This is a genomic window from Amycolatopsis sp. NBC_00438 (assembly GCF_036026695.1).
Lineage (GTDB): Bacteria > Actinomycetota > Actinomycetes > Mycobacteriales > Pseudonocardiaceae > Amycolatopsis.
The window spans coordinates 4,315,293-4,336,711 of the sequence record NZ_CP107923.1; the positions used below are offsets into that span (position 1 = coordinate 4,315,293).

Consider the following 21,419-nt stretch of genomic DNA (forward strand, 5'->3'; position numbering starts at 1 on the left):
AGCGTACGGTACGTACCGTACCCTATCGACAAGGTACGGTGAGTGCCGATGACCGAAGCGAAGACCCGGCGACGCGGCGCCGAACTGGAAGACGCGATCCTGCGCGCCGCCGCGGACGAGCTGGCCGAGGCCGGCTACCCGGGCCTGACCATAGAACGCGTCGCGCAGCGGGCCGGCACCAACAAGAACACGATCTACCGCCGCTGGCCGAACCGCGCCGCGCTCGGCGTCGCCGCCTACCGGCACCTGGCCGAGGACAAGCTGCGCCCGCCCGACACGGGCGGCCTCCGCGACGACGCGCTGGCCTTGCTGCGCGCCATCAACTGCGACCGCTCCTCCCCTGCGGCGCAGATCCTCCGCGGCCTGCTGGCCGGTGTGAGCGACGACCCCGAACTGCTGGCCCAGCTGCACGAGCAGGCCCGCGACGGCGGCACCGCCACGTGGCTCACGCTCCTCGAACGCGCGGTGAGCCGCGGCGAAGCACCGCCGGAGTCACTCCACCCCCGCGTCGCGACGGTCGCGCTCACTTTGCTGCGCAACGAATACCTCACGCACGGTCTGACCACAGTGGACGACGACGTCCTCGTGGAGATCGTCGACGAGGTCTACCTGCCGCTGGTCCGCGGGCGCCGGGCCGGCGCGTAGAGCGTCAACCGCAGCGCCGGGTCCTCGTTCGCCTGGAACGTCGCGTACTCGTACTCCACCGGCTCCGGGCGGTACAACGTCTTCCGGCCGGGTCCACTGTGGACGACGTCGTGGCGCTCCCACCAGCCCGCGAACTCGGGGCAGCCCGCGCGCAGGCGGCCGGCCAGCGCGGTGAACGCCGGGTCCGGCGCCCACAGGTCGTACGCGGCGTGGAACTGCGCCACCGTGTGCTCGGCCTGTGCCGCCCAGCCGGGCCCGAACAGCCGCCGTCCCCGCTCGTCGAGCAGCAGGAACACCAGCACGTTGCGGTCCGCCTCGGGCAGCTTGGCGAAGTCGGTGAACAGCGAGACGGCCGCGCGGTTCCAGACCAGCACGTCCCACCGGCGGCCCGTGACGTAGGCGGGCTGCGAAAGGCTCTCGATCAGCCCTCGCGTCGAGTCGGGGACCGACTCGCGGGTGAACGCGGTCCGCGCCGGGTTGCGGGCCAGTTCCCGCAGGTGGACGCGCTCCGCGTCGTCCAGCCGCAGAGCGCCGGCCAACGCCTCGATCGTCTCCGTGGACGGGCTGACTGTGCGGCCCTGTTCGAGCCGGATGTACCAGTCGACGCCGATGCCGGCGAGTTCGGCGACCTCCTCGCGACGCAACCCGGGCGTCCGTCGGCGTCGACGGTCCGGTAGCCCGAGCGTCGCCGGATTCAGCCGTTCCCGCCGGGACCGCAGGAACTCCCCCAGCCCGGCGCGGGCCACGTCCGCCATCGACGACCTCCGGGTAGCACGGATGAATCCCAGGATGATACCAGGCCTGGATACGACTTCCGGGAACGCGGAGGCTGGTCACATGAGAGCTGCTGTCCTCGAAGAATTCGGCACGTTGCCGTCCGTGCGCGAGCTGCCCGACCCGGTGCTGGGCACCGGTGAAGTGGTTGTCGACGTCGTCGCGGCGCCGGTGCTGCCCTACGCCGCGGAGGTGTTCCGCGGCGAGCGGAACTACCTGCTGACACTGCCGGTCGTGCCCGGCGCCGGCGCGGTCGGCCGGGTCCGCGCGACCGGCCCGGACGCGACCCGGCTCAAGCCCGGCGACTGGGTGCTGTGCGACCCGACGATCCGCTCCCGCGACGACGCGCGCACGCCGGACATCACGCTGCAGGGGCTGAGCGCACGCGGCGAAGGCGGCCTGTTCCTGCAGCGCCACTTCGGCCACGGCGCCTACGCCGAGCAGCTCATGGTCCCGACCGAGAACGCCGTCCCGCTCGGCCCCATCGACGCGGCCGACGCCGGTCGGTGGACCGCACTCTCCCTGTGCCTCGTGCCGTACGGCGGCCTGCTCGCGGCCCAGCTCCAGCCGGGCGAAACGGTGCTGGTCAGCGGCGCGACCGGAAACTTCGGCAGCGCGGGCGTGGCGGTCGCCCTCGCGATGGGCGCGGCCTGCGTGGTCGCGCCGGGCCGCAACACCGACGCGCTGGCCGACCTGGAACGCCGGTTCGGCGCGCGCATCCGGACGGTCCGGCTCACCGGGGACGACGACACCGCGCGCATGCGAGCCGCGGCGCCCGGCCCGATCGACGTGGTCCTCGACCTGCTGCCGCCATCGGCGGGAGCGGCCGTCACCCGGACCGCGGCCATGACGGTGCGCGAGTACGGCCGGGTCGTGCTGATGGGCGGCGTCGGCATGCTCGGCGGCGACGACCTCGCGTTGCCCTACCCGTGGCTGATGCGCAACAACATCACCGTGCGCGGCCAGTGGCTGGCCCCGCGCGAGGCGAACAGCAGCCTGATCGCGCTGACCCGCGCCGGCCTGCTCGACCTGGGCGGGTTCGCCGTCACGGAGTTCGGCCTCGACGACATCGCCGACGCCGTGGGCCACGCGGCGAAGGAGCAGGCGCGGTTCGCCCTTACCGTCATCCGGCCGTGAGGGCCGTCGGGGCCTGACCGGACTGCGCGGCGGCCGCGCCGAGGATCCAGTTCCGGAACTCGACCGCGAAGTGCCGCAGGTGACGCGTTGGCGATGGGGACCGACGACGGTGCCGTCCTCGAGCACGAGACGCGGCGACCGCCGGTCGGCGGCTCCGCTCCGGCGTCGCGAAGTCGTCCCACTCACGCATGAAGAACGACCAGACGCGCCCTCCGAGCGTCTCGACGATGTTCATCCGGCCGCCAGCGCGGGGATGCCGTGCGCGCGCAGCGTCGTCGTGCCGGTCGTCTCCCGCCCGGCCGAGAGCCGTCGTCGACGACTTCTACTTCGCGTTGCACGGCGAAAGCCGGAAGACGCCGTATCCGGCGGACGAGATCGCCCAGCTGCTCGGCTCGCTCTGAGTCGACCCCGCGCGGACTACTCGCGTTTGACTAGACCCTAGTACTCGTGTTTGAGTACTCACATGGGAGCAGTTCGGTTGTTCATCCTCGGCGCCTTGGCGCGGGGCGGTCCGATGCACGGGCACCAGATCCGGCGGGCGGCGCAGGTCGACCGCACCGAGCTCTGGGCGGACGTCAAACCCGGCTCGCTCTACGGCGCGCTGCGGCGGATGGCGGACGAGGGCGTCATCGAGGCACTGCGCACCGAACGCGTGGGGAACATGCCCGAACGCACGGTCTACACGATCACCGAGGAGGGCCGGCGCGAGCTTTCCGTGCTGCGCCACACCATCCTCACCACCACCAAGCTGCGCCCGGATCCGGTCGACCTGGCGCTGGCCTACACCGAGGACCTCGACGAGGCGACGCTGCGGGCGCTGGTCGAGGACCGCCGGGCCGCGCTCGTCGCGGAACTCGCGTCCTGGAAACACCTTCAGGAACACGCGGGGCCCTACCTCGACGGCCTGGAGCCGCTGGGGTTCGACCACGTGCTCATCCGCCTCGAAGCCGAGGTGACCTGGCACGACCGGGTGCTGGACAAACTGACGGATCTGCTGGCCAACCGGGGAGAACAGACATGAGAGCACTGATCATCGGCGGCGGGATCGGCGGGCTTGCGATGGCCCAGTCCCTCACCGCGGCCGGCGTCGACGTCCAGGTCCACGAGCGCAACAGCGAGGCAGCCGACTGGCTGCAGGGCTACCGCATCCACCTCAACCGGTTCGGCTGCCGCGCCCTGCGCCGCTGCCTGCCGGGCCCACTGTGGGACGCCTTCGCCGCCACCGCCGGCGATCCGGGCGCGGGCCTGAGCTTCCAGACCCACCGCCTGCGTGAGCTGCTCTTCGTGGAGGAGGAGCTGATGACCGGCGGGACCGGCGACCACCGCGCGGTCAGCCGGATCGCGTTGCGCCGGCTGCTGCTGGCCGGCCTGGGCGAGAACGTCCACTTCGGACGGACGTTCGAGCGTTACGAGACCAACCCGGACGGCACCGTGACGGCACACTTCGCCGGTGGCGCCACCGCGACCGGCGATGTGCTGATCGGTGCGGACGGCGCCAACTCCCGGGTGCGCGCCCAGCTCCTGCCGCACGCGCACCGGGTGCCGACCGGCGCGGTGGGCGTGGCCGGACGGCTGGCCCTGACCGACGAGACCCGCGCCTGGCTGCCGTCGCGGATCCGCGGCGGGATGAACATCGTGCTGCCACCGGCCGGCAGTTTCCTGTTCACCGCGGTCTTCGACGGCCGGACCCGCACCGCGGAAGCAGTCGGCGACGGCATCGACCTGACGGCGTTCGGCTTGACCGGCACCGATCTCCTCGACGACGTCCAGGACTACGTGCTCTGGGCGTTCGCGGCGAGACGCGCCGGTTATCCGGCCGACGTGGAGTCGCTGCCCGGGCCCGCGTTGCAGAACGTCGTGGCCGAGCACATCCGCGGCTGGCACCCGGACCTGCGCCGGCTGGTCACCGGCTCCGACCCGGCGGGCGTGCACGCGATCGCGTTCAAGTCCGCCACCCCGGTCGAGCCCTGGCCGAGCGGCCCGGTGACGCTCATCGGCGACGCCGTGCACAACATGACCCCCGTGATGGGCCTGGGCGCCAACACCGCGCTCCGGGACGCGGCCCTGCTGGCCCACCAGCTCAAGGCCGTGCACCGCGGCGAAGCCGGGCTGACCGACGCGGTCGGCGAGTACGAGCGCCGGATGCTGGCCTACGGCTTCGAAGCCGTGCACACCTCACGCTCGTTCGCCGACCGGTTCACCTCGGACAACGTCCTCGCCCGCCAGGGGATGAAGACCTGGCTCCGGGTGTGCTCCGCCGTCCCGGCCGTGAAGCGGAGCAGCTTCACCGACGAGTGGACCGACGATCTCCCCGCCGCGAGCGCCGCCCTGGTCTGAACTTCCCCGTAGCCGCAGGTCACCTGGGCTCGACCCCGAATGGTGTACGACTCTGTACTTCATTGCTACTGGCTGGTAGGTTACCGATTCACCATTGTGATCCACTTCATGATTCAAAGGGGAGTCATGATCAAGCCTGCCCGCTTGCTGGCCGTCGCCGCGGCCCTCACGCTGACCGTCGCCGCCGCGCCGGCGGCCACCGCGGCACCGGCGGCCGATTCCTTCTACACCTACAGCGGCAGCGAACCGCTGTCGTCGTTCGACCCGGGAACCGTGCTCAAGACCCGGACGCTGAGCTACCACATCGTCGGCATCCCGACGCCGCTGACGGCGATCCAGCTGCTCTACCGGACCACCGACGCGCAGGGGAAGCCCGCCGCCAACGTCACGTCCGTGGTGCGCAGTCCCAACGGGGACAACAAAAAGGCTATTTCGTACCAGTCCGCCTACGACTCGCTCAACCCGGCGGACAGCCCGTCGCGGGCGATCGCCGGCGACGTCACCCTCGGCGGGCTGCTGCCCAACGGGGAGTCCCTGCTCGTCACGCCCGCCCTGCTCCTCGGCTACAACATCGTCATCCCCGACACGGAGGGGCAGGACGCGAACTTCGCCGCGGGGCCGGAGTACGGCACCAACACCCTCGACTCGATCCGCGCCGCGACGAAGGCGGCCGAGACGGGCCTGACCGGCACCACCAAGTTCGGCCTCATCGGCTACTCGGGCGGCGCCATCGCGACCGGGTGGGCGGCCGCGCTCGCTCCGGGCTACGCGCCTGACGTCGACAAGAACCTGGTGGGCTTCACCGAAGGCGGGGTGCTCGTCGCGCCGTCGCACAACCTGAAGTACGTCGCCGGCAGCCCGGTGTGGTCCGGTGTCATCCCGATGGCGCTCGTCGGGGTCGCCCGCGCCTACGACATCGATCTCAAGCCCTACGCGAGCAGCTACGGCCTGAAGGTCCTCCAGGAGGTGGAACAGGCGTCGATCATCAACGCGCTGGGCCGCTACCCGGGGCTGACGTGGCAAAAGCTCGTCAAGCCGCAGTACTCGGACCCGAACTCGGTGCTCCCGTTCGTCGACGCCGTCAACAAGGTGAACATCGGCTCGGCGCCGACGCCGTCGGTCCCCGGCTTCATCGCGCAGGGGAACAACGGGCTGCTGGAAGGCACCTTCGGCAACCCGCCGGGGATCGGGACCGGTGACGGCGTGATGGTCGCCGGCGACGTGCGGGCGCTGGCCCGGCAGTACTGCGCCGGCGGCAACAGCTCGATCAAGTACGCGCAGTACGACCTGCTCAGCCACGTCGGCGGCGCGGTGCGCTGGGCGCCCGACGCGATCGGCTGGCTGAACGACCGGTTCGCCGGGAAGGCCGCGCCGTCCAGCTGCGGGCACATCCCGGCGGGCAACTCGCTCGCTCCGGAAGTCCCCGCTTCCTGACACCGCTGTGCCCGGCCGGGCCTCCCGGCCGGGCACAGTACGGTCTGCACGTGACAGCGCACCGGAAGCTGCCGAAGGGCCCGCACAGCCTCAGCCGTGACGAAGTGGCCGGCACCCAGCGCGCCCGGCTGATCGACGCCGTGCTGGAGAACGTCGGCACCCGCGGCTACCTCGGCACCACGGTCGGGCACATCACGGCGACCGCGGGCGTCTCGCGAACCTCGTTCTACGAGCAGTTCACCGACAAGCAGGACGCCTTCCTGGCCGCGTATCGCGTGCTCAGCAACGACTTCATCGACCGGGGTGTGGCCGTGGCCGCCGCGGCCCCGACCCCGCTCGACGCCGTCGCCGCGTGCGGGGACTTCCTCGTCGACTACGTGCACCGCCGCCCGACGGCCGTCCGCGCCGTCCTGCTCGAGATCTTCGCCCTCGGCGACGCCGGCCTCGAAGCCCGCGAAGAGGTCCTGCGCGCGGGCGAAGCCGTGTTCGACCGGACCGTCCTCTGGCTGCGCAGCACCGATCCCGCGCTGCCGGTGCCGCCGCCGTTCACCGCGCGGGCCGTCGTCGCGGCCACGATCGAGCTCATCACCCAGGCCATCTGGAAGGCCACCGAAGACGCGTACGACCAGGCCCGGGAAGCCATCCGCTACACGTGGCTGCTCGGGATGTCCGGGCACCGGAGCCTCACCCGCTGAGGCACGCCTCCGCACACTTGCGGAACGCCGTCACCAGCCGGCCGCGATCCCCTTCCCTGGTTGCCAGCGCCACGTGGCTGGGCTCGACGTCCTCCAGCGGGACGGTGGTCAGGTCCGGGCGCAGGCCGGTGGGGGTGGCGGACCCGGCCGGGACGATCGCCACCGCCTGACCGCTTGCGACCAGCTCGATCTTGTCCTCGATGGCGTTGATGAACGGCCCGTCCGGCGCCGGTCGGCCGTCGGGACGCGGGTCGACGCGCCAGAACGCGTCCCACTCGGGGTCGGACGCGCGGGGCAGCGGCTCGTCGGCGATGTCGTCGAGCGTCACGGATTCCTTGCCCGCCAAGCGGTGGTCGCTCGGGACCAGCAGCACGCGCGGCTCGTCGCGCAGGACGGTCACGTGCAGCCCGCCGCTCGGCAACGGCAGCCGGACGATCGCCGCGTCCACCCGGTGGTCGAGCAACGCCGCCCGCGCGTCGTCCCACTTCAGGTGCAGCGCCAGGACTTCGGCGTCCGGGTGGCGGTGGCGCAGTTCGCGGACCGCCGGGGTGATGATCAGGTTCCCGGTGTAGCCGACGGTGATCCGGCTGGGCCGGGCGACCGCGCGGGCGTGGGCCGTCGCGCTCACCGCCGACCGCAGGACACCGGCGGCGAGCGGGAGGAACGCCTCGCCGGCCTCGGTCAGCCGGGTACCTTGCGGGGTGCGGTCGAGCAGCCGCGCGCCGACCTGCCGTTCCAGCCGGATGATCTGGCGGCTCAGCGAAGACTGCGTGAGGTGCAGTTCGGCGGCGGCGCGGCCGAAGTGCCGGTGCTCGGCGACGACGGTGAAGCTGCGCACCAACCGGAGATCGAGGTCGTCCACGGCCTCAGTGTATCGCCGTGAGCAGCGGTGATGCACAGATCGCGACACGCGATGCGAAACGTCCGTTGGACGCGGCGCGCGTGGGGGCCCACGGTGGAGGACATGGACCACCTCACCACGGCTCGCACCGCGCTCGGGCCGCTCGGCGTCTACCTGCCGATCTCGTTCACCCGTTCCCCGTCCGCCGACGACCAGCGCGAAGGTGCGCGACGGCTGGAGCGCGCCGGGTACCGCGCCGCCTGGACCAACGAGGTCGTCGGCGGCAAGGACGCCCTGGTGCAGCTCTCGGTGCTGCTGGCCGCGACGGAACGGCTGACGTTCGGCACCGGCATCGCGAACATCTGGGCCCGCGAGCCGCAGACGCTGCACGCGGCCGCGGCGCAGCTCGCCGACGCGTACCCGGACCGGCTCGTGCTCGGCATCGGCGTCGGCCACGCGCCGCAGGCCGCCGGGGCCGGGCGTGAGTACGGCAGCCCGGTGAAGACGCTGCGCGACTACCTGGAGCGGATGACGGCGGAGACGTGGCCGCCCGCGCCGGAGGTGGCCTACCCGCGGATCCTCGGCGCGAACGGCCCGAAGATGCTGGCGCTGGCCGGGGAACTCGCCGACGGCGCCTACCCCGCGAACCTGCCCCCGGCGTACACGACCGAAGCCCGCAAGACGCTGGGCGCGGACAAGCTGCTGGTGGTCGGCCTGACGGTGGTCACCGAGTCCGACCCCGCGCAGGCTCGGGTGGCGGCGAGGGAGAAGGTGGCCAACAGCCTGGGCCTGCCGTGGTACGGGAAAGCCATGGAGCGCCTGGGTTTCGACGTGTCGGATCAGGACGCTCTCGCGGACGCGGTGGTCGCCCACGGCGGCCCGGACGCGATCGCGGCGAAGGCGCGGGAGCACCTGGCGGCGGGCGCGGACCACGTCCTGCTGATGCCCCCGACGACCGACGACTTCCTCGCCGACGTCGCGGCGCTGGAACGACTCGCGCCCGCGTTCGGCACCCTCGGGTGAGGGCGCCGGACGCGGGCGCGGAGCCTGCCTAGAGGTCAGCTCAGACCAGGTCGTACCGGTCGGCGTTCATGACCTTGTGCCACGCGGCCACGAAGTCCTGGACGAACTTCTCCTTGGCGTCGTCGCTCGCGTAGACCTCGGCCAGCGCGCGCAGCTCCGAGTTGGAGCCGAACACCAGGTCGGCGCGGGAGCCGGTCCACTTGACCTCGCCGGTGGCGCGGTCGCGGCCCTCGAAGGTCTCCTGGTCCTCCGACGCCGGCTTCCACTCGGTCTCCATGTCGAGGAGGTTCGCGTAGAAGTCGTTCGTCAGGGCACCCGGCGTCGAGGTCAGCACACCCAGCGACGTCTGCTTGTGGTTCGCCCCCAGCACGCGCAGGCCGCCGATGAGGACGGTCAGCTCCGGCGCGCTCAGGTTCAGCAGGTTCGCGCGGTCGATCAGCAGGAACTCCGACGGCAGGCGGTGGCCCTTGCCGCGGTAGTTGCGGAACCCGTCGATCGTCGGCTCGAGCGGCGCGAAGGACTCCGCGTCGGTCTGCTCCTGCGTCGCGTCGGTGCGGCCCGGGGTGAACGGCACCGTGATGTCGACGCCCGCGTCCTTGGCGGCCTTCTCGACGGCGGCCGCGCCACCGAGCACGATCAGGTCGGCCAGCGAGATCTTCTTGCCACCGGCGGCGAAGGACTCCTGGACGCCCTCCAGCGTGCGCAGCACCTGCGCGAGCTGGTCGGGCTCGTTGACCTCCCAGCCGCGCTGCGGCTCGAGGCGGATCCGGGCGCCGTTCGCGCCGCCGCGCTTGTCGCTGGCGCGGAACGTCGAGGCCGACGCCCACGCGGTCGAGACGAGCTGGGCGACGGTCAGGCCCGAGTCGAGCAGCTTGGCCTTGAGGTCGGCCACGTCCGCGTCGGAGACCAGCTCGTGGTCGACGGCGGGGACGCGGTCCTGCCAGATCAGCGCTTCCTGCGGCACCAGCGGGCCGAGGTAACGCTGGATCGGGCCCATGTCGCGGTGGGTGAGCTTGTACCAGGCGCGGGCGAAAGCGTCCGCGAACTGGTCCGGGTTCTCGTGGAAGCGCTTGGAGATCTGCTCGTAGACCGGGTCGACGCGCAGCGCCAGGTCGGTCGTCAGCATCGTCGGCTTGCGGGCCGGGTCACCGGCCTCCGGGCCGGGGATGGTGTCCTCGGCGTCCTTGGCCACCCACTGGTGGGCGCCGGCCGGGCTCTTCGACAGCTCCCACTCGTAGCCGAACAGGTTGTCGAAGAACTGATTGCTCCACTGCGTCGGCGTCGAGGTCCAGGTGACCTCGAGACCGCTGGTGATGGCGTCGCGGCCCTTGCCGGAACCGAAGGTGTTGTTCCAGCCGAGGCCCTGCTCCTCGAGGCCGGCGCCCTCGGGCTCCGGGCCGACGTGCTCGTCGGGGTCGGCCGCGCCGTGGGTCTTGCCGAAGGTGTGGCCACCGGCGATGAGGGCGACGGTCTCCTCGTCGTTCATCGCCATCCGGCCGAACGTCTCGCGGATGTCGCGGGCCGAGGCCAGCGGGTCCGGGTTGCCGTTCGGGCCTTCGGGGTTGACGTAGATGAGGCCCATCTGGACCGCGGCGAGCGGGTTCTCGAGGTCGCGGTCACCGGTGTAGCGCTCGTCGCCCAGCCAGGTGCGCTCCGGGCCCCAGTACACGTCCTCGTCCGGCTCCCACACGTCGGCGCGGCCGCCGGCGAAGCCGAAGGTCTTGAAGCCCATGGTCTCCAGGGCGCGGTTGCCCGTGAAGATCATCAGGTCGGCCCACGAGATCTTCTGACCGTACTTCTTCTTGACCGGCCACAGCAGGCGGCGGGCCTTGTCGAGGTTCCCGTTGTCCGGCCAGCTGTTCAGCGGCGCGAAGCGCTGCATGCCGGCGCCCGCTCCCCCGCGGCCGTCGTCGATGCGGTAGGTACCGGCGCTGTGCCACGCCATGCGGATCATGAACGGCCCGTAGTGCCCGAAGTCGGCGGGCCACCACTCCTTCGACGTGGTCAGCACCGCGTCGACGTCCGCGGCGAGCGCGTCCAGGTCGACGGTCTTGAACGCGGCGGCGTAGTCGAAGTCCTCACCCAGGGGGTTGGCCACGGCGGGGTGCTTGCGCAGGATCTTCAGGTTGAGCTGGTTCGGCCACCAGTCGCGGTTCCCCGCGCCTTCGGTCGGGTGGTTGCGACGCCCGGCCGAGACCGGGCAGCCGCCCGCGTTCTCCTCGTTCATCTCGCCGACAACGGCGTCAGGACTGTCAGACACAGGAATCCTTCCAGGAATCGAACAGTGTTCAGGAACTCGAGCAGTCGGGGCACAGGCCCCGGTAGACGACCTCGGCCTCGTCGATGACGAACCCGTGGGCGTCGGAGGCGGTCAGGCAGGGCGCGTCGCCGACGGCGCAGTCGACGTCGGCGATGGCTCCGCAGGACCGGCACACGACGTGGTGGTGGTTGTCCCCGACCCGGGCTTCGTAGCGCGCCACCGAACCCGGTGGCTGGATGCGCCGGAGCAGCCCCGCGCCGGTCAGCGCCCGCAGGACGTCGTAGACGGCCTGGTGGGACACTTCGCCGAGGTCGCCGCGCACGACACCGATGATCGAGTCGGTGTCGGCGTGCGGGTGGACGTGCACCGCGGTCAGCACCGCCAGCCGTGGACGCGTGACGCGCAGGGACACCCCGCGCAGCATCCGCTCGAACTCCGAAGTCGTGGGCACGGCGGCGAGTCTGCCCGATAATCTTGAATGAATCAAGATTGAGTCCGCCGAAGCCACCCATCCGGGTCTTGACCGCTACAGCTCGGCCCGGTGGTCGTCGGACCGGCCGTGCCGCGGGCACGGGTGCCCGGCCTCGCGGGGGCAGAGCACCCACATCTCCGACGCCGTGAAGGCGTACAGCCGGTACGGCGACGGCGCCGTGACGTCGTCGAGGCCCACACTCGAGGCGCCGTCGCCGCGGGGGTAGCTCACCAAGGCGCGTTCGAGGTCGTCGCCGGCGAGTTCCCGCGCTTCGCCCGCCGCGTACACCGCGCGGCCGCGGTACGGCGCCACCGTCGAATCGAAGACGACCGCGCTCACCCGCGGGCGTTCGGCGAGGTTGCGGGAGTGGCGGGCGTCGGCGGCCGAGACCCAGACGAACTCCCGGTCGCCCGCGGGGGCGAAGTAGACCGGGGAAAGCCAGGGCGCGCCGTCCGGGCCGGTCGTGCCGAGGGTCAGGTAGCGGTTCGCCTCGATCAGGTCCCGCGCGTGGGCTGTGAGGTCGCTGTCGGTCATCGGAGCATCCAACCGCATTGCCCGATCCGGTGAGACCGAGATCACGAGCGACGGCGTTTACCGGTCTTCTCGCCGGGTAACCGACCGGGGTCCGGGTTGGTTCACTTCTCCCAGGAGTTGTTCGATGACCAGCGTCCTGACCGGTGGCCGCGAAAACGCCCGCCGGGTCCCACTCCAGCAGCGCCGGCCGGACGGGGGCGATCCCTCCGTCGAGCTCGCGAGGCTCGCCGCCCTGGCCGAACTGGCCCGGCGCACGACGCCGCCGATCATGCACCGCGCCATCCTCGCCGGCGCCGACCCGGCGAACGTGGCCGAGGCCGCGAAGCTGAGCGCCGCCCAGGCCCACATCCGCTGGAACGAGTGGGCGGGCACGACGGTCCCCCTCGACGAGTACCTGCGGGTGCACACCGCGTTCGCCGCCGCGATCGGCGCCCACCACGACGTCATCCAGGAGACCTGATGTCCACGACCACCGACACGCCGGGCACCGGATCGACGCTCGCCGAGCTGGCCGCCTTGGGCGAAGCCGCGACGGGCCTCCTGGCGGAGATCACCGAGCACCTCGAGCAGCTGGCCCCGCCCGCGAAGGACTGAGGGCGCCGATCCGCCGATCACCCACGTCCACTGTGGACGTGGGTTTCGTGCTTCGCGCCCTCGGCCGGGCCGATCACGCGCCGGCCAGGCTCAGGTGAGCCGTGTGCGCGGCGGCTGCGGTTTTGTCGCCGCCGGGAAACCGAGGTGCTCCGAAACCTGCGCCGCGGCCTCCGCCGTCCTCGATCCGGCCGCGTCGAGCCGGTCCGCCAGCCTGACCGCGGGGGCGGAGATGTTCAGCGCCGCCACCACCCGGCCGCGGAAGTCGCGGACCGGGGCCGACACGCCGACCAGGCCCTCCTCGAACTCCTCGTGGACGCGGGCGAAGCCGTCGCGGCGGCACTCCTGGATCTTCGCCCACAGCTGCGGCAGCGTGGCGACCTCCGAGCGCGGGTCGTCGGCGTCGAAAGCGGGGAACCGGACGTACAGCTCGTCCGGGCTCGCGTCGAGCAGCAGGACCCGCCCCGCCGACGTGCAGTACGCGGGAACCCCGCGACCCTCCCAGTCGTGGGCGCGGAACGAATGGCCGGACACCGAGAGCAGCGTCAGCACCTCCTGCTCGCGCAGGACGCACAGGTGGCTGGTCTCCTCGAGGTCCGCCGACAGCGCGTGCATCACCGGTTCGGCGGCACGCACCAGCCGGTCCTCGGCCGTGCGGGCGACCAGGGAGAACAGCCGCCAGCCCAGCCGGTAGCCGAGGGTGTCCGGGTCGCGCTCGACGACGCCTTCTTCGGCGAGCGCCTTGAGCGCCCGCGAGACCTGGCTCTTCTCCCGGCCGCTCAGCTGCGCCAGCCGGACGACGCCGAGCCCGCCGGCCCGCTGCGCTTCGGGTGAGGCGAGGGCCTCCAGCAGGTCCAGGTCACGGCGCAGACCGTGGCCCGAAGGCCGGGCCGCGTCGTCCGGGAGCGTCATCTCCGGACGTTAACAGTTGGCCTGAGCGCAACGCGCGTTGCGATGTGCTCACCGGCCCTTGCCGCCGGTTCCGGGCGCTCCTAACGTCGAACCCGATGAAGATCACCGACATCGTCCTGGACCGGCTGCGGCTCGACCTCGACCCGCCGCTGCGCGCGGCGTGGGACCCGCGGCCGCGGCGCCACTTCGACGCGACGATCGTGCGCGTCCACACCGACGAAGGCGTCACCGGCATCGGGTCCGGCGACACGATGGCCGGGTTCGACGCGGTCGAGGACCTGTTCCTCGGCGAAGACCCGCTCGACATCGTGCGGCACGTGAAGGCCATCGAGACGGCCGGCTTCCACGGCGGCCGCTTCTGGCCGCTGGAAGCCGCGCTGTGGGACATCATCGGCAAAGTCGCCGGGCTCCCCGTTTCGACCCTGTTCGGCAACGCGGCCAAGGCGGTCCCGGCGTACGCGTCGTCAGCCGAGCTCAAGCCGCCCGCCGAGCGCGTCGAGACGGCGCTGCGGGCGCGCGAAGCCGGGTTCCAGGCCATGAAGATCCGCATCGACCGCGACCACGTCGCCGACGGGATCGCCGCCGTCACCGCGGTGCGCGACGCGCTCGGGCCCGACTTCGCGATCATGGTCGACCTCAACCAGTCCTGGCGGATGGCCGGGGACACGGCCACCGCGTCGGATCTCGCCAAGACCCGCGGGATCGTGCGGCGGCTGGCCGAGCTGGACGTCTTCTGGGTCGAGGAGCCGCTCCCCTACGAGGACGTCGACGGCTTCCGGACGCTGCGCGCGGAGAACCCCGGCGTCCGGATCGCGGCCGGCGAGATGCACCACTCGGTGCCCGAACTGCTGCGCTACCTGGAACACGATGTCCTCGACGTCTACCAGATGGACGTCGTGCTCGCGGTCGGCATGCACCGCGCGCGCACCCTGGCCGAGGTCGCGCAGCTCAAGCACCGGGCCTTCACCCCGCACAGCTGGACCAACGGCATCGGCGTGCTGGCCAACCTGCACGTGGCGGCCGGGGTCGGCGGCGGGCCGTTCTTCGAGTTCCCGTGGGACCCGCCCGGCTGGACGCCGCGGCGGCGCGACTTCATGCTGGCGGAGCCGCTCATGATCACCCCCGAAGGCACCCTCGAGGTCCCGGCCCGGCCGGGGCTCGGCATCGAACTGGACGAGGAGGCGGTGGCCCGGTGGCGGATCTGACGCACCAGGACTGGCAGGACTTGGCGGACAAGCTGACCTTCGAGACCCGGCCGTTCGTCGGCGGCCGGCCCGTCGAGTCCACTTCGGGCACGACGTTCGCGAGCACTTCCCCGCGCGACGGCCGGGAGCTGACGCGGATCCCGGCCGGCGGCGCCGAAGACGTCGACCGGGCGGTCCACGCGGCGCGGGCGTCCTTCGAGGACGGCCGGTGGCGCGGCCTCGCGCCGCGCGAGCGCAAACGCATTCTCCTGCGCTGGGCCGAGTCCATCGTGGACAACGCGGACGAGCTGGCGCTGCTCGACTCCCTCGAGATGGGCAAGCCGGTCGGCGAGGCGCGGCGGGTCGACGTCACCAAGGCCGCCGAGACGATCGCGTGGTACGCCGAGACGATCGACAAGACCTACGACGAGGTCGCGCCGACCCCCGGCGACGCGCTGGCCTGGATCACCCGGGAGCCGCTCGGCGTGATCGGCGTCGTCGTCCCGTGGAACTACGCGCTGCTCATCACGTCCTGGAAGCTGGGCCCGGCGCTGGCCACCGGCAACTCCGTCGTCGTCAAGCCCGCAGAGCAGACGTCGCTGGCCACGCTGCTGCTGGCCCGGCTGGCGAGCGAGGCCGGGCTGCCGGACGGCGTGCTCAACGTCGTCCCGGGCCGCGGCGAGGTCGTCGGCCAGGCATTGGGGCGCCACCACGACGTCGACAAGATCGCGTTCACCGGCTCGGCCGAGGTCGCGCGGTTGTTCCAGGTCTACGCCGGGGAGTCCAACGGCAAGCAGGTCGCCGTCGAGGCGGGCGGCAAGTCCCCGCAGCTGGTGCTGCCCGGCGCCGACCTCGCGGCAGCGGCACAGGCGGTCGCGTGGGGCATCTTCTACAACGCCGGGCAGACCTGCAACGCGGGTTCGCGCCTGGTCGTGCCCGCGGCGATGAAGGACGAACTGCTGGCCGAGATCGTCTCGATCACGGACTCGACGTTCCGGATCGGCGACCCGCTCGACCCGGCGACCGTGCTCGGCCCGCTCGTCGACGACGTCCAGCTGGACCGCGTCCTGGGTTACCTCGACGGCGCCCGGGCCGACGGCGCGACGATCGCCCACGGCGGCGACCGGGTGCTCACCGAGACCGGCGGGACGTACCTCGCACCGACCATCGTGGACGGCGTGCGGCCCGGGATGACCATCGCCCGCGAGGAGGTCTTCGGGCCGGTGCTGTCGGTGCTCACCTACGACGGCGATGTCGGCGAAGGCGTCCGGCTGGCCAACGACAGCGACTTCGGGCTGGTCGCGTCGGTCTGGACGCGGGACGTCACGACCGCCCACCGCGTCGCGCGGCAGCTGCGCGCCGGGACGGTGTGGATCAACACCTTCGACGCCAGCGACGTGATCACCCCGTTCGGCGGCTTCAAGGCGACCGGCGCCGGTCGCGACAAGTCGTTGCACGCCCTCGACGCCTACACCGCCCTCAAAACCACCTGGCTCGCGCTCCCGGAGGATTAGCGTGCGACTGAGCATCGAACCGACCGGCCGGACGGAGTTCGGCCCGGGTGTGGTCGCCGACCTGCCCGCCTACGTCGACACCTTGGCCCGCACGCGCGCGTTCGTGGTCACCGACCGCGGCCTGCGCGCCACCGGGATCGTCGGGCGCGTCGAGAAGATCCTGGCCGCGGCCGGGCTCGACCACGCCGTCCACGAAGACGTCGGCCCGAACCCGTCGACGGCCGAGCTCGACCGCGGTGCCGCGCGGCTGCGCGAGTTCGGCGACACCGCCGCCGTCGCCGTAGTCGCCCTCGGTGGCGGTTCGGCGCTGGACGCGGCCAAGGGCATCTCGCTGCTCGCCGGCAACCCCGGCGCGGCGGCCGCGGACGCGGATCGGCTGTGGGACGCGGAAGCCGGACCGCCCTTGATCGCCGTGCCGACGACGTCGGGCACCGGCGCCGAGACCAACGGTTTCGGCGTCACGGAAGACCTTTGCGCCCGCCGGAAGGTCTACATCGGACATCCGTCGGTGAAACCGCGGATCGCGGTGCTGGACCCGGAGCTGACCGTCGGCCTGCCGCCGGCCTTGACCGCGGCCACCGGCCTGGACGCGCTCGTGCACGGCATCGAGTCGCTCGCCTCGCGCGGGTCGAGCCCGGTGTCCGCGGCCTACGCGGCCCAGGCGGTCACCTTGGTCGGCCGCTGGCTGCCGGTCGCCCATCGTGACGGCGGCGACCTGGAGGCACGCTCGCAGCTGATGCTCGGCGCCCATTTGGCGGGCCACGCGCTCACACTCTCGGGCCTCGGGCTGGTCCACGGCCTCGGCCACGCCCTGACGGCCCACACGGGCACCCCCCACGGCGTCGCGCTGGCCGCCGTGCTCGAAGAGGTGATGGCCTTCAGCGCGCCGTCCGCCCAGGCCGCGTACGAAGCGGTGGGCCGCGCGCTGCGGGTGACACCCGAACCGGACTGGGCGGAGGCGTCGATCGCGGCGGTCCGCGAGGTCTCGGGCGCGCTCGGGATCAAGCGCCCGCTGCGCGACCTCGGCGTCACCGCGGACCTGATCCCGGCGATCGCCGAGGGAGCGCTGGCCGACGCGGTGACCAGGAACGCCCCGCGGCAGCCCTCGGCGGCGAAGACCGTGGAACTGCTGCGGTCGGTGTACTAAAGTCTCAAGAAAGGGCAGCCGCACTTCGCGCGGGTGACGATCGGGCAGGACGACGTGGAGTCGTTCACATCGATGGGTTTCGACCAGTGGTTCCGGCTGTTCATCCCGGTGGCCGGAGGAACCCTCGACAGGCTGCCGAACAAGCTCAACGCGGTGGCGTACGCCAAGTTCCTGACCATCGCCAGGACGAGCCGGCCGGTGCTGCGGAACTACTCGGTCCGCGCGTACCGGCCCGACGGCCCCGACAGGCCGGAGCTCGACGTCGACTTCGTCCTGCACGGTTCCGCCGAAGACGGCACCGCCGGCCCCGCCGCGACCTGGGCGCGGACCTGCACGCGGGGTGACGCGGTCGCGATCCTCGACGAGGGCATCGGCTTCAACCCGGCCCCCGGCCGCGAGCACCTCGTGCTCGTCGCGGACGAGACCGGCCTGCCGGCGATCGCGGGAGTGCTGGCCTCACTCCCCCGCGACGCGACCGGGCACGCCCTGATCGAACTCCCCGACGCCGAGGATCAGCAGCCTCTCGACGCGCCTCCCGGGGTCGAGGTCACCTGGCTGCCGCGCGGCCGTGGGGGCGTCCCCGGGCGGGCGGTGCTGGCCGCCGCCCAGGACGTGCCTGTGCCGGCGGGTCCGGTGCACGGCTGGGTGGTCGGGGAGTCGGCCATGGCTGTCGCGCTGCGCCGGCATTGGGTGCGGGCCGGGATCCCCAAGAGCGACGTCATGTTCTGCGGTTACTGGAAGGCCCGCTGAACCCGCGTTCCTGGACGACCCAGGTGTTGCCGTCCGGGTCGGCGAAGTCCAGGAAGCTCGCGTAGTCACGCCGCTCCGGGTCGGCTCCGGGCGCGAAATCCCCTTGCCAGTCCACGGATTTCTTGTGCCGGACCTCGCCGACGCGGACACCGCGGCCGGCCAGTTCGCGGTGCGCGGCTTCGATGTCGGCCACCACCAGGTAACCGGCGCGGGCCGAACCGGGGGCCGCGTCGGTCAGGCCGGTGCCGAACTGGATCGAGCACGCCGAACCGGGCGGGGTCAGCTGGACGACGCGGAACCCGTCGTGCGGCCGGTAGTCGACGTCCAGTGTGAAGCCGGCTTGCTCGGCGTAGAACCGGGCCGCCCGGTCGACGTCGGCGACGGGCAGGGTCACGACCTCGATGCGGTAGTCCATCAGGTGCCGTCCTGTGTCGGGGTGGACATGGGTTTTCTCCGTTCAGACAAGGGGTTCGCCGCCGTCGACGCCGAGCGTGACGCCGGTCAGGAAGGTGCTGGTGAGCGCGAAGACGACCGCGTCGGCGATGTCCTCGGGGCGGCCGATGCGCCGCGCGGGGTTCGTGGCCGTGCGGGTGGCGAACAGCTCGGCCTTCTTCTCCGCGCCGAGGCCGTCGTAGGCGCCGGTGTCGATCGTCCCCGGCGAGACCGCGGTGACGCGGATCGGCGCCAGCTCGACGGCGAGGCCGCGGGTCACGACGTCGACGGCCGCGTTGGTCGCGCCCACCGCGAGCATGCCGGCGGCGGGCTTGCGGGCGGACGAGCCCGAGAAGAAGACGAACGAGCCGTCCTCGGGCATGCGTGGGGCGAGGTACTTGGCCAGCAGGATCGGGCCGAGCACCTTGACCTCGAACGACTTCAGCACGGTGTCGTGGTCGAGGTCGCCGACCGCGCCGCGGGCGCGGGCCGAAGCCGTCGACACGACGTGGTCGATCCGGCCGAGCCGCCCGGCCAGCGCGGCGACGCCGGCTTCGTCGGTGAGGTCGGCTCGCTCGGCCGTGACGCCCGGGTCGTCGTAGGCCGCAGCGAGGGCTTCCGGATCACGACCGGCGACGACGACCGCCGCGCCCGCCTCCCGGAGGGCCAGGGTGACAGCGCGGGCGATCCCGCTGCCGCGGCCGACGACGAGCACGCGGCGGTCTTTCAAGGTGGTGGACATGGTCACTCCGTTCAGGTGCGGACGGCCGCGGCGCAGGACCGCAGCTCGTCGGGATCCGGGCCGCGGTCGACGCCGTGCGGTGTCACCGCCTGGCCCGGTTCGAGGGCCGGCTTGCGGTCGTTGAGGCCCGCCGCCGCGGTGGTGGACACGGTCACTCCGTTCAGGTGGGCGACTGCGGTGTGGGACCGCCGCTCGTCCGGATCACGGCCACGGTCGACGCCATGCCGAGTGATGGTCCGGCTCGACCCGAGGCCGACTCGCGGTCGGCGCCGTGCGAGGACACTGCCTGGCCCGGTTCGAGGGCCGGTTTGCGGTCCTTGAGAGCGCGCCGCCGCGGTGGTGGAGACGATCACTTGGTTCAGGTGGGCGACTGCGGCGCGCGACCGCAACTCGCCCGGATCGAAACCCCCGTCGACACCGTGCCGGTCATGGTCGGCTCGAAGCCAACTCGCGGTTGTCGAGGTCAGAGAAGAAGCCCGCCGCAGTGATGGACATGGTCACCGCGCTCCAGCAGGAACGCCTGCGGCGCGCGACCGCAGCTCGTCCGGATCCAAGCCGCGGTCGACGCCGTGGGGGGTCACCGTCTGGCCCGGTTCGAGGGCCAGCTTGCGGTCGTCCAGCCAGACGTCGACGAGGTCCGGTTCGAACGAGACGAACCCGGACACGCGCGCCACCTCGGGCCACGCCTCGGGGTACGACCAGGCGGCGCGCTTGCGGGAGCCGATGTCGAAGTAGCCGGCCAACCCCTTGTAGGGGCAGAAAGTCCGGCCCTCGACCGGCGTCAACGTCGTCTGGTCGATGTCTTCGCGCGGCACGTACCAGCGGGGTGCGAAGCCGGACTCGTAGAGCACGACCGGGCGCCGGGTGTCGGCGATGATGCGGTCTCCGTCACGCACCACCAGGTGCCGGGACGTCTGCCGGATGTCGACGCGGTGGTACGGGTCGGCCGCGTGGCCGAGGATCCGCTCGTCCTCTTCGTAGAACGCGTCCATCGCCCGCCAGGCGAAGGCGACGCGGTCGCGCAGGACGCCGGCGTGGTCCGGGAGCCCGGTGTACTGCCAGGCCGCCCGCGGCGCCTCCTGCTCGCCCGCCCGCACGGTGAACCACGCGGCCGGGCCGAGGTCGCGGTGGGTCGTCGTGCGGGTCTCGGTGCCGAGCACGCCTTCGGCGACGTCGGCGCGCGGGAAGTACGCCACCGGGTAGCGGTTCGGCTCGTGCAGGAGCACGACGTCCTCGCTGTCGGCCACCCACTGCCCGCCGAAGCGGACGCGCATCCGGCGGCGGAGCGGCTCGGCGAACGCCATGCGCTCCGGTAGCGGCTGCGCCACCAGGAAGTGCCCCACCGCCCGCTCCGAGAGCGGTCCTTGCTGCCATGCCAGTCCCATGACCTGCCCCTTTCCGACTAACCCTTTCGATCATCTTTACTGGTTAGACACGAAACCACGCCACGGTGTAACCTGTCAAGGACGAGTTGGGAGGTTAGACCGATGAGCTTCGAGAAGCTGCTGCTCGACCTGCTGAACAGCACCCCCGTGCGCAACGGCGCACCCGAGGACGACCTGGCCGACGAGGCACTCGGCCGCAGCTGGCTCGCCGCCCACGGCCAGCCGGCGTCGGAAGAGGAGCTGCGCGCGCTGCGCGAGGCGCGGGCCGTGCTGCAGCGGATCGTGCGCGGCGAGGCCCCCGCGGCGACGGCCGCACCGTTCATCGAAGACCTGAGCTACCGGGCGCACTTCGCGGACGACGAGATCCAGTGGGAACTCGACCCCGCGCCCGGCCACTCCGCCGCGTCCCGGGCCGTGCTCGCCTGGGCCGACCTCACGAAGGCCGGCGGGAACCGGCTGCGCCCGTGCGCCAACCCGGAGTGCCGGCTGTTCCTGATCGACCACAGCAAACCCAACAGCGCGCGCTGGTGCTCGATGGCGGTCTGCGGCAACCGCATGAAAGCCCGGCGGCACTACCAGCGCTCGCGCGCCGAATCCGCGGAGTGAAACC

The 21,419-nt window shown here is 72.2% G+C and carries 25 protein-coding genes and 1 pseudogene; 16 read left to right on the forward strand and 10 right to left on the reverse strand.

Annotated elements, in window-relative coordinates:
• Positions 1-48 precede the first annotated feature (48 nt).
• On the forward strand, positions 49-645 hold the full coding sequence (locus OG494_RS18935; protein WP_328457478.1) for a TetR/AcrR family transcriptional regulator: 597 nt from the start codon (positions 49-51) through the stop codon (positions 643-645).
• Here OG494_RS18935 and OG494_RS18940 read toward each other — a convergent pair.
• Positions 606-1,400, reverse strand: coding sequence for a helix-turn-helix transcriptional regulator (locus OG494_RS18940; RefSeq protein ID WP_328457480.1), 795 nt, complete (start codon positions 1,398-1,400; stop codon positions 606-608). The two genes, OG494_RS18935 and OG494_RS18940, sit on opposite strands and share 40 nt — an antisense overlap.
• A gap of 82 nt (positions 1,401-1,482) precedes the next feature.
• On the opposite strand from OG494_RS18940, the gene OG494_RS18945 reads away from it, so the two are divergent.
• The 6 genes from OG494_RS18945 (at position 1,483) to OG494_RS18970 (ending at position 7,022) form a co-directional block, all read left to right on the forward strand.
• Positions 1,483-2,556: a zinc-binding alcohol dehydrogenase family protein gene (locus OG494_RS18945; RefSeq protein WP_328457482.1), complete on the forward strand. Its 1,074-nt coding sequence runs from the start codon at positions 1,483-1,485 to the stop codon at positions 2,554-2,556.
• Positions 2,557-2,744: 188 nt separating this feature from the next.
• The gene (locus OG494_RS18950) at positions 2,745-2,957 is read left to right on the forward strand and encodes a hypothetical protein (protein ID WP_328457484.1); all 213 of its coding nucleotides are present in this window, start codon (positions 2,745-2,747) and stop codon (positions 2,955-2,957) included.
• Positions 2,958-3,019: 62 nt separating this feature from the next.
• On the forward strand, positions 3,020-3,577 hold the full coding sequence (locus tag OG494_RS18955; protein ID WP_326948185.1) for a PadR family transcriptional regulator: 558 nt from the start codon (positions 3,020-3,022) through the stop codon (positions 3,575-3,577).
• A complete protein-coding gene (locus OG494_RS18960; protein ID WP_328457497.1) occupies positions 3,574-4,893 on the forward strand; it encodes an NAD(P)/FAD-dependent oxidoreductase in 1,320 nt (439 codons plus the stop codon). Before OG494_RS18955 ends, OG494_RS18960 begins: the two co-directional genes overlap by 4 nt.
• 126 nt (positions 4,894-5,019) lie before the next feature.
• Positions 5,020-6,327 (forward strand): lipase family protein, encoded by a 1,308-nt coding sequence (locus tag OG494_RS18965; RefSeq protein ID WP_328457499.1) that lies wholly within the window; start codon positions 5,020-5,022, stop codon positions 6,325-6,327.
• A gap of 50 nt (positions 6,328-6,377) precedes the next feature.
• Positions 6,378-7,022, forward strand: a complete 645-nt coding sequence (locus OG494_RS18970; protein WP_328457501.1) for a TetR/AcrR family transcriptional regulator — start codon at positions 6,378-6,380, stop codon at positions 7,020-7,022.
• On the opposite strand, the gene OG494_RS18975 is transcribed toward OG494_RS18970, so the two are convergent.
• Complete coding sequence (locus OG494_RS18975; protein WP_328457503.1) at positions 7,012-7,884, reverse strand: LysR family transcriptional regulator; 873 nt, start codon at positions 7,882-7,884, stop codon at positions 7,012-7,014. The genes OG494_RS18970 and OG494_RS18975 overlap by 11 nt on opposite strands.
• A gap of 102 nt (positions 7,885-7,986) precedes the next feature.
• Here OG494_RS18975 and OG494_RS18980 point away from each other — a divergent pair, with 102 nt between their 5' ends.
• On the forward strand, positions 7,987-8,886 hold the full coding sequence (locus OG494_RS18980) for a TIGR03620 family F420-dependent LLM class oxidoreductase (protein ID WP_328457505.1): 900 nt from the start codon (positions 7,987-7,989) through the stop codon (positions 8,884-8,886).
• Between the two features lie 40 nt (positions 8,887-8,926).
• On the opposite strand, the gene katG is transcribed toward OG494_RS18980, so the two are convergent.
• The 3 genes from katG to OG494_RS18995 form a co-directional block, all read right to left on the reverse strand.
• Entirely contained in the window at positions 8,927-11,146 is a 2,220-nt protein-coding gene (katG, locus tag OG494_RS18985) for a catalase/peroxidase HPI (RefSeq protein WP_328457507.1), read from the reverse strand.
• 28 nt (positions 11,147-11,174) lie between these two features.
• Positions 11,175-11,597: a Fur family transcriptional regulator gene (locus OG494_RS18990; protein ID WP_328457509.1), complete on the reverse strand. Its 423-nt coding sequence runs from the start codon at positions 11,595-11,597 to the stop codon at positions 11,175-11,177.
• A gap of 75 nt (positions 11,598-11,672) precedes the next feature.
• Positions 11,673-12,152, reverse strand: a complete 480-nt coding sequence (locus tag OG494_RS18995; RefSeq protein WP_328457511.1) for a pyridoxamine 5'-phosphate oxidase family protein — start codon at positions 12,150-12,152, stop codon at positions 11,673-11,675.
• A 124-nt stretch (positions 12,153-12,276) separates the two neighbouring features.
• Between OG494_RS18995 and OG494_RS19000 the strand changes: the two genes are divergently transcribed.
• Together OG494_RS19000 and OG494_RS19005 are read left to right on the forward strand one after the other, a co-directional pair.
• Positions 12,277-12,612: a hypothetical protein gene (locus OG494_RS19000; protein WP_328457513.1), complete on the forward strand. Its 336-nt coding sequence runs from the start codon at positions 12,277-12,279 to the stop codon at positions 12,610-12,612.
• A complete protein-coding gene (locus OG494_RS19005; protein ID WP_328457515.1) occupies positions 12,612-12,746 on the forward strand; it encodes a hypothetical protein in 135 nt (44 codons plus the stop codon). The genes OG494_RS19000 and OG494_RS19005 overlap by 1 nt, the downstream gene beginning before the upstream one ends.
• Positions 12,747-12,836: 90 nt before the next feature.
• Here the strand turns inward: OG494_RS19005 and OG494_RS19010 are convergent, their stop codons facing one another.
• Complete coding sequence (locus OG494_RS19010) at positions 12,837-13,655, reverse strand: IclR family transcriptional regulator (RefSeq protein WP_328457518.1); 819 nt, start codon at positions 13,653-13,655, stop codon at positions 12,837-12,839.
• A gap of 95 nt (positions 13,656-13,750) precedes the next feature.
• Between OG494_RS19010 and OG494_RS19015 the strand changes: the two genes are divergently transcribed.
• The 5 genes and pseudogenes from OG494_RS19015 to OG494_RS19035 all read left to right on the forward strand — a co-directional run bounded on the left by OG494_RS19015 (position 13,751) and on the right by OG494_RS19035 (position 18,250).
• On the forward strand, positions 13,751-14,860 hold the full coding sequence (locus tag OG494_RS19015; protein ID WP_328457520.1) for a mandelate racemase/muconate lactonizing enzyme family protein: 1,110 nt from the start codon (positions 13,751-13,753) through the stop codon (positions 14,858-14,860).
• On the forward strand, positions 14,848-16,353 hold the full coding sequence (locus OG494_RS19020) for an aldehyde dehydrogenase family protein (protein ID WP_328457522.1): 1,506 nt from the start codon (positions 14,848-14,850) through the stop codon (positions 16,351-16,353). Before OG494_RS19015 ends, OG494_RS19020 begins: the two co-directional genes overlap by 13 nt.
• Before the next feature lies 1 nt (position 16,354).
• Complete coding sequence (locus OG494_RS19025; RefSeq protein ID WP_328457523.1) at positions 16,355-17,500, forward strand: iron-containing alcohol dehydrogenase family protein; 1,146 nt, start codon at positions 16,355-16,357, stop codon at positions 17,498-17,500.
• Positions 17,501-17,530: 30 nt separating this feature from the next.
• A pseudogene (locus OG494_RS19030) lies at positions 17,531-17,851 on the forward strand (siderophore-interacting protein); the annotation flags it as partial.
• Positions 17,852-17,947: 96 nt separating this feature from the next.
• On the forward strand, positions 17,948-18,250 hold the full coding sequence (locus OG494_RS19035) for a siderophore-interacting protein (RefSeq protein ID WP_328458973.1): 303 nt from the start codon (positions 17,948-17,950) through the stop codon (positions 18,248-18,250).
• Here OG494_RS19035 and OG494_RS19040 read toward each other — a convergent pair.
• The 4 genes from OG494_RS19040 to OG494_RS19055 form a co-directional block, all read right to left on the reverse strand.
• The gene (locus tag OG494_RS19040; RefSeq protein ID WP_328457524.1) at positions 18,219-18,665 is read right to left on the reverse strand and encodes a VOC family protein; all 447 of its coding nucleotides are present in this window, start codon (positions 18,663-18,665) and stop codon (positions 18,219-18,221) included. The genes OG494_RS19035 and OG494_RS19040 overlap by 32 nt on opposite strands.
• A 42-nt stretch (positions 18,666-18,707) precedes the next feature.
• Positions 18,708-19,424, reverse strand: a complete 717-nt coding sequence (locus tag OG494_RS19045; protein ID WP_328457525.1) for an SDR family oxidoreductase — start codon at positions 19,422-19,424, stop codon at positions 18,708-18,710.
• A gap of 11 nt (positions 19,425-19,435) precedes the next feature.
• On the reverse strand, positions 19,436-19,573 hold the full coding sequence (locus OG494_RS19050; protein ID WP_328457527.1) for a hypothetical protein: 138 nt from the start codon (positions 19,571-19,573) through the stop codon (positions 19,436-19,438).
• A 348-nt stretch (positions 19,574-19,921) separates the two neighbouring features.
• Positions 19,922-20,809, reverse strand: coding sequence for a DUF427 domain-containing protein (locus OG494_RS19055; RefSeq protein WP_328457529.1), 888 nt, complete (start codon positions 20,807-20,809; stop codon positions 19,922-19,924).
• A gap of 102 nt (positions 20,810-20,911) precedes the next feature.
• Here OG494_RS19055 and OG494_RS19060 point away from each other — a divergent pair, with 102 nt between their 5' ends.
• Positions 20,912-21,415, forward strand: coding sequence for a CGNR zinc finger domain-containing protein (locus OG494_RS19060; protein ID WP_328457531.1), 504 nt, complete (start codon positions 20,912-20,914; stop codon positions 21,413-21,415).
• The last annotated feature ends 4 nt before the right edge of the window (positions 21,416-21,419 follow it).